We start from the raw sequence: 9,673 nt of genomic DNA on the forward strand, positions 1-9,673 counted from the left end.
CCCGCCATCGCAACCCGCCCGCCATCGGCCACCTCGGCGCTCCGTGCCGGTTCAAGTCGTCGGGGGCGGGTAGCAACCCCGGGGACGGCACGAGGAGGGGACGACGCGACATGAAGGCACTGGCCTGGCAGGGCAAGCGGGACGTACGGGTGGAGGAGGTGCCCGATCCGCGGATCGAGGAGCCGACCGACGCCGTCGTCCGGATCACCTCGACCGCGATCTGCGGCTCCGACCTGCACCTGTACGAGGTGCTCGGGCCGTACCTGAAGCCCGGCGACGTCCTCGGTCACGAGCCGATGGGCATCGTCGAGGAGGTGGGCGCGGGGGTGACCCGGCTCAAGCCGGGCGACCGGGTGGTGGTGCCGTTCAACATCTCCTGCGGCTCCTGCTGGATGTGCGACCGGCAGCTGTACGCGCAGTGCGAGACCACCCAGGTGACGGCCGAGGGCAAGGGCGCCGCGCTGTTCGGCTACACGTCGCTCTACGGCTCGGTGCCCGGTGGGCAGGCGGAGTACCTGCGGGTGCCGCACGCCCAGTTCGGCCCGATCAAGGTGCCCGACACCGGGCCCGACGAGCGCTGGCTCTACCTGTCCGACATCCTGCCGACCGCCTGGCAGGCGGTGAAGTACGCCGACACCCCACGCGGCGGTACCCTCGCCGTCTTCGGGCTCGGGCCGGTCGGTCAGCTCTGCGCCCGCATCGGCCGGCACCTCGGCGCGGACCGGGTCATCGGGCTGGACCTGGTGCCGGAGCGGTTGGCGATGGCCCGCCGGCACGGCATCGAGGTGCTCGACGTCAGCCAACTGGACGACGTGCCCAGCGCGCTGATCGACCTCGTCGACGGGCGCGGCCCCGACGCCGTCATCGACGCGGTGGGCATGGAGGCCCACGGCGCGCCCCTCGGCAAGCTCGCCCAGGCCGCCACCGGGCTGCTGCCGGACAAGCTCGCGCAGACCATGACCGACAAGGCGGGCGTCGACCGGCTCGTCGTGCTCAAGGCCGCGCTCAAGGCCGTCCGCCGCGGCGGCACGGTCTCCATCTCCGGCGTATACGGCGGCGAGGTCGACCCGATGCCCCTGATGGAGATGTTCGACCGGGGCGTCCAGCTGCGGATGGGGCAGTGCCACGTGCGCCGGTGGACCGACGAGATCATCCCGCTGCTCTCCGGCGACGACGACCCGCTGGGCGTGATGGACCTGCGTACCCACCGGGTGCCACTGGCGGAGGCGCCGCAGGCGTACGAGATGTTCCAGAAGAAGGAGGACGGCTGCGTCAAGGTCGTGCTGGCACCGTGACCCGGACGGTGGTCGTGACGGGCGCGACCAGCGGGATCGGCCGGGCGGCGGCCCGGGCCTTCGCGGCACGCGGGGACCGTCTCGTGCTCGCCGCCCGCTCCCCCGTCACCCTCGCCGCGGTGCGCGACGAGTGCCGGGCGGCGGGCGCGCAGGTGCTCCAGGTGCCTACCGACATCACCGCCGACGGCGCGCTGACGGCGCTCGCCGACGCGGCCCTCGACCGGTTCGGCGGCATCGACGTCTGGGTGCACACGGCGGCGGTGATGGCGTACGGCCGGTTCGAGGAGACCCCGGAGCGGGTCTTCGAGCAGGTGGTGCGCACCGACCTGCTCGCCGCCGCCGCGGTGGCCCGGGTGGCGCTGCGCCGCTTCTCGGCGGACGGCGGGGGAACACTGATCCTCACCGGGTCGGTGCTGGGCCACATCACCGCGCCCTACATGAGCGGCTACGTGGCGAGCAAGTGGGGGTTGCAGGGGCTGACCCGTACCCTGCAGCAGGAGGCCCGGGAGACCCCGGGGGTGCACGTCTGCATCGTCAACCCGGGCAGTGTGGACACCCCGGTCTACCAGCGGGCCGCGAACCACCTCGGCCGGGCCGGCCGGCCCCCGCCGCCCGTCACCACCCCGGAGCGGGTGGCGCGGGCCATCGTGGACTGCGCCGACCGGCCCCGCCGGGAGGTGTCGGTGGGCCGGGTCAACCTGGTCATGCGGATCGGCTTCACCATGCTGCCGGGCGTCTACGACGCCCTCGTCGGGCCGTTGATGCGACTGCTCGGGCTGACCGACCGGCCGGTCGCACCGCACGACGGCACGGTGTTCGCGCCGGACCCGGCCGCCGCGTCGGTGCGCGGCGGCTGGCTGCCCGACCTCCAGCGGGTGGCGCGGGCCATCGGGGAACTGCCCGGCCCGGTCGTGGCGGCCGTCCGGCGCCGGCTGCCGTGAGCGCCGCGCGGGATCACCGGCGTCGATCGTCTCGCCTAGGGTGGTGGGCCGGCCCACCACGACGGGAGAGACGATTGACTATCCGGGTGAACCGCAGGACCGCGCTGGGACTGGGCACGGTGGCCACGGCGGGAACGGTGCTCGGCGCCGCCGCGCCGGCGTCCGCCGCCCCCGAGGTCGCCGAACCGGCGCCGGCGACGCCCGGGCAGGCCGCCCGCCGGGTGGCCGCGATCTACGAACGGCAGACGGTGGCAGCGGGCGGCAACTGGCAGGCGTACGTCAGCGTCGCCGACCCGGCTGGTGCCCCGGTGGTGGCCGTGTCCGACGAGCCGGACCGGCGCATCGAGGCGTACAGCGTCAACAAGATCGCGGTCGCCGTGGCGGTGCTCGACAAGGTCGACCGGGGACTGCTGACGCTCGACCAGCGGGTCGAGGTGACCGAGGCGATCGTGGTGCCCGGCGGGGACGGCATGTTCAGCCTCGACGGGGCGTACCCGAGCTTCGTGACCCTCGGGCACGTGCTGGCCAACCTGCTGACCGTCTCCGACGACACGGCGGTACGGCTGTGCGGCCTGGTCTGCCCGGCCGCCGAGCTCAACGGGATCCTGCGCGACAAGGGCTTCCCGAACACGCAGGTGCAGCCCGTCGCCAACCCCAACCGGTTCTTCCTCGGCACCAGCACCCCCCGGGAGACCCACGACCTGCTGCGCGCGCTGGTGGCCGGCACGCTGCTCTCGCCGGCCGGCACGGCGCTCGTGCTGCGGCTGCTGCGCGCCCCCGTCGCGTACACCGACGGGATCCGGCGGGTGATGTCCTCGACCGAGCGGGCCCGCGTCGCCACGAAGGCCGGCTGGTTCGCCGACGCCCGGCACGAGGCCGGGGTGATCTTCGACACGGCCGGTGCGCCCGTGCTGACGTACGCCCTCTTCGCCGACGGGCAGGCCGAGCCGGCCGACTACGGCGCCACGCATCCCGCCGTCGAGGCCCGCGCCCGGATGGGCCGGCGCTTCCTGGCCTCGGTGGACCGCCTCACCGGCACCGGCCTCACCCACCGGCCGACCGCCCAGCGGCCCAGCAACGGCGGCTGAACCGCCCCGCGACGTGCGGGGTCCGCCGTCCCGGCGGGCCCCGCCGACCTTCCGCCGGTCCCCTGGTGGCCGGGCTACCGTGTACGACGGGACACGGCGGAGGGACGACGATGGGCGCAGCACCGGAACGCGCGGGACCCGACCGGGCACTCGGGCGGCGGCTACGCGGAGCGGCCGGGCTGGCCGCGCTCGCCGGGCTCGCGTGGGTGGCCCGGGACGTGCCGGCGGCGCTCGGCGGCCGGCTCACCGGCGCCCGCGCGGAGCGGGCCGCCCGCTCGCCCCGGTTCCACGACGGCGCCTTCCGCAACCCGGGCGGCTCCCGCTCGATGGCCGGCACCCCCGACCGCAACCTGATCCGCGAGCTGATCTTCGGCAAGCAGAAGCGCCGGCCGGGCGCCGCCGTGCCGCTGTCGCGCCCGGGCGCCGCCCCGGCCACCGACGCCGGGCGTGAGCTGAACATCGTCTGGTACGGCCACGCCTCCGCGCTGATCGAGATCGAGGGCCGCCGGGTGCTGGTCGACCCGGTGTGGAGCGACCGGTGCTCCCCGTCGGCCCTGGTCGGCCCGCGCCGCCTGCACGAGCCGCCGGTACGCCTCGACGAACTGCCCCCGGTGGACGCGATCCTGATCTCGCACGACCACTACGACCACCTCGACATGGCGACCGTCCAGGCGCTGACCGCCCTGCAGTCGGCGCCGTTCCTGGTGCCCCTGGGCGTGGGCGCGCACCTGGACCGCTGGGGCGTACCGGCCGGGCGGATCGTCGAGCTGGACTGGGAGGAGAGCCACCGGGCGGCGGGGCTGGAGATCACCGCCACCGCCGCGCAGCACTTCTCCGGCCGGGGGTTGCGCCGCGACGGGACGCTCTGGAGCTCCTGGGTGGTCGCCGGCGCGCACCGGAAGGTCTTCTACACCGGCGACTCCGGCTACTTCGACGGCTACGCCGAGATCGGCGAGCGGCACGGGCCGTTCGACGTCACGCTGGTGCAGATCGGGGCGTACGACCGGGCCTGGCCGAGCATCCACATGTTCCCCGAGGAGGCCGTCGCCGCCCACCTCGACCTGCGCGGCGGGCTGCTCGTACCGGTGCACTGGGCGACGTTCAACCTCGCCCTGCACGACTGGTCCGAGCCGGTGGACCGGATCTGGGCCGAGGCTAAGGCCCGGGACGTACGGCTGGCCGTGCCCCGCCCCGGGGAGCGGGTGGTGGTGGACGACCCGCCGGCCGTCGACGGCTGGTGGCAGGCCGTCGCCTGAGCGCCGTGGGGCGTGCCGCGGCGCCGCCCCTCAGAGGACGAAGGCGTCGGTCCAGAGCGCCCCGGAGCGGCCCGACAGGGCGTCCAGCATGGCGACCGCCTGACCGTCGGTGAGCTGGGCGACGAAGTCGACGATCGCCCGCCCGCGGGCCTTGCCGATCCGGTCCGGCGTACGCGGGTGCAGCTCCGCCTCGGCCAGCTCCACGAGGTCGTGCAGGCGGCGCGGCAGCCGGGACTCCTCCTCGGGGTCGAGCAGCCACTCCAGCAGCGCCTCCACCAGGGTGCCCAGCAGCCGGGCCTGCCCGCGCTGGTGCAGGGCCAGGTCCGGCCGGGCCAGCACGAACCGGTGGTGGACGAACTTGAGCACCTGCACCTCGTGCCACTGCGCGGGGGCGAGCAGCACGTGACCGGAGCGGACCGCCGGCTGCTCGACCACGGTGATCGCGTCGACGAAGCGGGTCGTCCACCGGGCGGAGAACCGGGCCACGTACTGCTCCGCCTCGATGGAGCCGTCGAAGGGCATGGCGAGCAGCCCCTCCACCAACTCCTCGCGGACGTGCTCGACGGCGGCGGCGAACGCGTCGTCGTCGGCGATCCAGGCGTCCTTGCGGTGCAGTTGCCGGCGCAGCCGCTCGATCGCCGAGCCGGGCCGGCGGGCGGCGGCGGCCAGGGCCGCGTCGGTGATGGCCCGGAAGTGCCCGCTCTCGCGCTGCCAGGCCATCAGCTCGGCGGCCACCGCGCCCTGCTGGAGCACCCCGACCCGGTAGAAGTCCTCCACGTCGTGGATCGCGTACGCGACGTCGTCGGCGGTGTCCATGATCGACGCCTCGGGGTGGGGCGCGGGGGTGCGGGGGCGTCAGCGGGGGGTGGGGGTGAAGCCTCGGGGGAGTTCGAGGCGGTGGCTAGCGAGGCGGTCGGCGTCCGCCAGGAGGTCGGCCGTGGGGGCGTCGGCGACGACGCGGCCGGCGTCCAGGATGACCGAGCGGTCGCAGAGCTCCAGGGCGTACGGCAGGTCGTGGGTGACCATCAGCAGCGTCACCGGCAGGGCGCGCAGGATCCCGGCCAGCTCGCGGCGGGCCGCCGGGTCGAGGTTGGACGACGGTTCGTCGAGGACCAGGATCTCCGGGTGCATGGCGAGCACGGTGGCCACCGCCACGCGGCGCCGCTGCCCGAAGGAGAGGTGGTGCGGCGCGCGGTCCCGGTGCTCGCCCATCCCGACCGCGGCGAGGGCCTCGTCCACCCGGGCGGACAGCTCCGCCCCGCGCAGGCCCAGGTTGGCCGGCCCGAACGCCACGTCCTCGGCGACCGTGGGCAGGAAGAGCTGGTCGTCCGGATCCTGGAAGACGATGCCCACCCGGCGGCGTACCTCGGCGAGGGTGGCCCGGTCCTGGCTGACGGTCAGCCCGCCGACGCTCACGCTCCCCTCAGCCGGGGTGAGGATGCCGTTGAGGTGCAGCACCAGCGTGGTCTTCCCGGCGCCGTTGGGGCCGAGCAGCGCCACCCGGTCGCCGCGCGGCACGGTCAGGTCCACCCCGTGCAGGGCGACGTGCCCGTCCGGGTACGCGTAGCGGACACCACGAACGTCCAGGGAGAGGGCGGTCTGCACGGCACCGATCATGTCAGCACGACGGCCGTGGCGGCGATGCCGGCCGCCAGGACCGGCACGGTGGCCGCGACCAGCCACTGCCCGGCGGTCGCCGCGCCCGCGCCCTGCCACACCGCCGGCATCCGCCCGGTGTAGCCGCGCGACAGCATCGCCAGGTAGACCCGCTCGCCGCGTTCGAACGCGCGCAGGAAGAGCGCGCCGACGCCGGTCGCGAAGCCGCGCAACTGCCACAGGAAACGCGGATCGTCGCCCCGGGACATCCGCGCCACCCGCATCCGGCGGGCCTCGCCCACCAGCACGTCCAGGTAGCGCAGCATGAACGTGGCGATCTGGGTGAGGATCTGCGGGCAGCGCAGCCGGTCCAGGCCGACGATCAGGTCCCGGGTCGTGGTCGTCGCGGCGAGCAGCAGCGAGGCGAGCACGCCCAGGGTGCCCTTGGCGACGATGTTCCACGCCCCGAGCAGCCCGTCGGACGACAGGCTCAGGCCGAGCACGTCGACCCGCTCACCGGCGCCGAGGAACGGCAGCGCCACCGCGAACAGCACGAACGGCAGCTCGATCAGCGACCGGCGCAGCAGCCAGCCGGGCCCGACCCGGGCCAGCGCCGCCACCACCGCGACCAGCAGGGCGTACGCGCCGAAGGCCCAGAAGGCCTCGCGCGGGGTGCCGACCACGGCGAGGGTGAACGCCACCATCGCCGCGATCTTGACCTCGGGCGGGAGCCGGTGCACCGGTGACGCGGCGTCCCGGTACAGCACGTGCGCGTGCCCGGCGCCCATCCGGTCGCTACTCCCGACCCGACGCCCCGACGGGGGTGCGGGCGCCCCCAGCCGCGTCCTCGTCCCGGGGGCCGCGGCGGCGGACCAGCCAGAACGCCCCGCCGGCCACCGCGAAGGTGAGCAGCACGCCGAGGACGCCGGACAGGCCGGTGGAGAGGAACTCGTTGTCGATCCCCGCCACCCCGTAGTCGGCCAGCGGCCCGCCGACCTCGTGTTCGCGCTCCCGCTGGGCGGGGCAGTTGCCGCCGGTGATGTTGTCGTCGGCGTCGAAGGTGCAGCCCTCGCGCAGCGACGAGTCCAGCCCGTCGGGGTGGGACGAGGCGAAGTTGCTGACCACCCCGGCGAGGAGCAGGGCCACCAGCAGCCCGCCGACGACGAATCCCCAGGAGCGCTTCCTCACCGGACACCTCCGACGGCCGGGACGGCGGGCGTGGACGCCGCGCGCAGCCCGCGCAGCGCGTAGACGAGATCGGGCCGCACCTTCGCGACGGTGACCACCGTGGTCGCGGTGATCAGGCCCTCGCCGATGCCGATCAGCAGGTGCACGCCGGCCATCGTGCCGGCCAGACCGCCCAGGTTGCCGCCGAGGTCGGTGGTGCCGCCGAGCTGGTACTGGAGCACGAAGCCCATCGACGCGACCACCACGCTGACCAGCGCGGAGACGAAGGCGGTCACGCCCAGGCCGGCCGGGGTGCGCGGCAGCACCCGGAGCAGCAGCGCGATCAGCAGGTACGCCGCGGCGGTGCCGAGCACGGCCATGTTGGTGATGTTGAGCCCGAGCATGGCCACGCCGCCGTCGCCGAAGACGAGCGCCTGCACGACCAGCACCACGGCCACGCAGAGTGCGCCGACCCACGGCCCCACCAGCATGGCGGCGAGCGCCCCGCCGAGCAGGTGACCGCTGACGCCGGCGGTGAAGATCGGGAAGTTGAGCATCTGCACGGCGAAGATGAAGGCCGCGACGAGCCCGGCCATCGGGGCCAACCGATCGTCCAGGTCACGCCTGCCGCGCAGGACGCAGAACGTCATCGCGAGCAGCGCCACCGCCGCGAAAACCGCCGCGACGGGACCGTCGACGATCCCGTTCGAGATGTGCATCGCCAGGTTCTCCACGCGGCCTCCCACGCGTCGCCCGGCCAGGCCTGGCCGTTGACGTCAGCCTATTTCCCGAGCTTGGCTGTTGCCAAGAGTTGGCAACTGGCGTACGCCCGATTGCGCGTCCGCCGCCCGACCCGGCATGCCGGCCGGGGCGGCGTCCCGGCCGGGTCGGCGCGCCGTCCCGGAGGCGGCCGGGACGCGCTCCCGTCGGGGTCGGCGTGCCGTCCGGGGACGGCCGGGGCCGGCGGTAGGGTCGTGCCATGACCGCGCCCGACCGCCTCTCCCCCGGTGACCCCGCGCCCGAGTTCAGCCTCCCCACCGACACCGGCGAGACGCTCTCGCTGACCGACCTGCGCGGCCGCAAGGTCGTGCTGTACGCCTACCCGGCGGCCATGACGCCCGGCTGCACCAAGCAGGCCTGCGACTTCCGCGACTCGCTCGCCTCGCTCCAGGCCGCCGGCTACGAGGTCGTCGGGATCTCGCCCGACAAGCCGGAGAAGCTGGCGAAGTTCCGCGAGCGCGACGCCATCACCTTCCCGCTGGTCGCCGACACCGACAGGTCCGTGCTGACCGCCTACGGCGCGTACGGCGAGAAGCAGTCGTACGGCAGGACGGTGACCGGCGTGATCCGCTCGACCTTCGTCATCGACGCGGACGGCAAGATCGAGCGCGCGCTCTACAACGTGAAGGCCACCGGCCACGTCGCCAAGCTGCGCCGGGACCTCGGGCTGGACTGAGGTCGCCGCCCGCGCCGGGACCGAGCCCACCACCGGATCGGCGCGACACTCTAGACTCAGCGGGTCGGCGGGAGTGGCGTAACGGCAGCCGCGGTAGGTTTAGGTCCTATTGTCCGAAAGGACGTGGGGGTTCGAATCCCCCCTCCCGCACCGAGCGCCCTGTCGCGCGCGTCACGATCGCGGGTCGGCGCGGGGCCCGCGCGGTCAGGATTACCGGGTGAGCCTGCGCTTCGTCCTCGATCCCGAGCTGACCCCCGAGTTGCGGGAACGGATCGTCGCCCTCTGGGTCGACGTCACCAACGCCGGCGGGGCGGTCGGCTTCGTGCCGCCGGTCACCGTCGCCGACGTACGGCACACGGCGGATCCCACCTTCGCCGGCATCGCGGAGGGCCCGGACCGCCTCCTCGTGGGGTACTCGGGCGAGCGGCCCGTCGCCGCGCTGATCTTCTGCGACAACCGGTTCGACCTGAAGGCGCACTGGTGCGTGCTGAAGCGGGTGATGGTCCACCCGGACACCCAGGGCAACGGGTACGGCGCCGCGCTGATGCGCGAGGCCGAGCGCCTCGGCCGCGGGATGGGATGGGAGGCGCTGCACGTGACCGTCCGGGACGGGCTGGGGCTCGACCGGTTCTACCGGGGACTCGGTTACCGGGAGATCGGGCGGCTGCCCGGCGCGCTGCGGGTCGCCCCCGGCGACGACCGCGACGAGATCCTCATGTGGCTGGACCTGACCGCCCCGCCGGCACCCGGGCGCTGAGCCGGGCCCGCCCTCAGCCCCCGCAGGCGCGCGGCGACGTGGACGCGAGCGCGGAAGGCTCGACCGCCGCGTCCGCCACCGGCGTCCGGATGGCGCCGGGGCAGGTTCAACGCGGCA

Annotated in this window: 10 protein-coding genes, 1 tRNA gene and 1 pseudogene; 7 read left to right on the plus strand and 5 right to left on the minus strand. The window is 74.6% G+C overall.

Annotation, left to right across the window (positions count from 1 at the left end; all coding sequences use genetic code 11):
- The first annotated feature begins 110 nt into the window (after positions 1-110).
- The 4 genes from F6X68_RS25945 to F6X68_RS25960 all read left to right on the plus strand — a co-directional run bounded on the left by F6X68_RS25945 (position 111) and on the right by F6X68_RS25960 (position 4,580).
- Positions 111-1,295: a zinc-dependent alcohol dehydrogenase gene (locus F6X68_RS25945; protein WP_151456731.1), complete on the plus strand. Its 1,185-nt coding sequence runs from the start codon at positions 111-113 to the stop codon at positions 1,293-1,295.
- Positions 1,292-2,236 (plus strand): SDR family NAD(P)-dependent oxidoreductase, encoded by a 945-nt coding sequence (locus tag F6X68_RS25950; RefSeq protein ID WP_151456732.1) that lies wholly within the window; start codon positions 1,292-1,294, stop codon positions 2,234-2,236. The genes F6X68_RS25945 and F6X68_RS25950 overlap by 4 nt, the downstream gene beginning before the upstream one ends.
- Positions 2,237-2,322: 86 nt before the next feature.
- On the plus strand, positions 2,323-3,324 hold the full coding sequence (locus F6X68_RS25955; protein ID WP_225852431.1) for a serine hydrolase: 1,002 nt from the start codon (positions 2,323-2,325) through the stop codon (positions 3,322-3,324).
- Between the two features lie 110 nt (positions 3,325-3,434).
- On the plus strand, positions 3,435-4,580 hold the full coding sequence (locus F6X68_RS25960; protein ID WP_151456734.1) for an MBL fold metallo-hydrolase: 1,146 nt from the start codon (positions 3,435-3,437) through the stop codon (positions 4,578-4,580).
- A gap of 30 nt (positions 4,581-4,610) precedes the next feature.
- On the opposite strand, the pseudogene F6X68_RS25965 reads toward F6X68_RS25960, so the two are convergent.
- From F6X68_RS25965 to F6X68_RS25985, 5 genes and pseudogenes are all read right to left on the minus strand, one after another.
- Positions 4,611-5,408, minus strand: a pseudogene (locus tag F6X68_RS25965) (phosphodiesterase); the annotation flags it as partial.
- A gap of 27 nt (positions 5,409-5,435) precedes the next feature.
- Positions 5,436-6,197: an energy-coupling factor ABC transporter ATP-binding protein gene (locus tag F6X68_RS25970; RefSeq protein WP_151456735.1), complete on the minus strand. Its 762-nt coding sequence runs from the start codon at positions 6,195-6,197 to the stop codon at positions 5,436-5,438.
- Positions 6,194-6,964: a cobalt ECF transporter T component CbiQ gene (cbiQ, locus tag F6X68_RS25975; protein ID WP_151456736.1), complete on the minus strand. Its 771-nt coding sequence runs from the start codon at positions 6,962-6,964 to the stop codon at positions 6,194-6,196. The genes F6X68_RS25970 and cbiQ overlap by 4 nt, the downstream gene beginning before the upstream one ends.
- Before the next feature lie 7 nt (positions 6,965-6,971).
- Positions 6,972-7,364: a PDGLE domain-containing protein gene (locus F6X68_RS25980; protein WP_151456737.1), complete on the minus strand. Its 393-nt coding sequence runs from the start codon at positions 7,362-7,364 to the stop codon at positions 6,972-6,974.
- On the minus strand, positions 7,361-8,077 hold the full coding sequence (locus F6X68_RS25985) for an energy-coupling factor ABC transporter permease (RefSeq protein ID WP_151456738.1): 717 nt from the start codon (positions 8,075-8,077) through the stop codon (positions 7,361-7,363). Before F6X68_RS25985 ends, F6X68_RS25980 begins: the two co-directional genes overlap by 4 nt.
- A 245-nt stretch (positions 8,078-8,322) precedes the next feature.
- Here F6X68_RS25985 and bcp point away from each other — a divergent pair, with 245 nt between their 5' ends.
- The 3 genes from bcp (at position 8,323) to F6X68_RS26000 (ending at position 9,556) form a co-directional block, all read left to right on the plus strand.
- On the plus strand, positions 8,323-8,799 hold the full coding sequence (bcp, locus tag F6X68_RS25990) for a thioredoxin-dependent thiol peroxidase (RefSeq protein WP_151456739.1): 477 nt from the start codon (positions 8,323-8,325) through the stop codon (positions 8,797-8,799).
- Positions 8,800-8,866: 67 nt separating this feature from the next.
- Positions 8,867-8,949: transfer RNA gene (locus tag F6X68_RS25995), tRNA-Leu, on the plus strand.
- A 67-nt stretch (positions 8,950-9,016) separates the two neighbouring features.
- On the plus strand, positions 9,017-9,556 hold the full coding sequence (locus F6X68_RS26000) for a GNAT family N-acetyltransferase (RefSeq protein WP_151456740.1): 540 nt from the start codon (positions 9,017-9,019) through the stop codon (positions 9,554-9,556).
- The last annotated feature ends 117 nt before the right edge of the window (positions 9,557-9,673 follow it).

It is taken from the genome of Micromonospora sp. AMSO12t (assembly GCF_008806585.1).
In the GTDB taxonomy this organism is placed as follows: Bacteria; Actinomycetota; Actinomycetes; order Mycobacteriales; family Micromonosporaceae; genus Micromonospora; species Micromonospora reichwaldensis.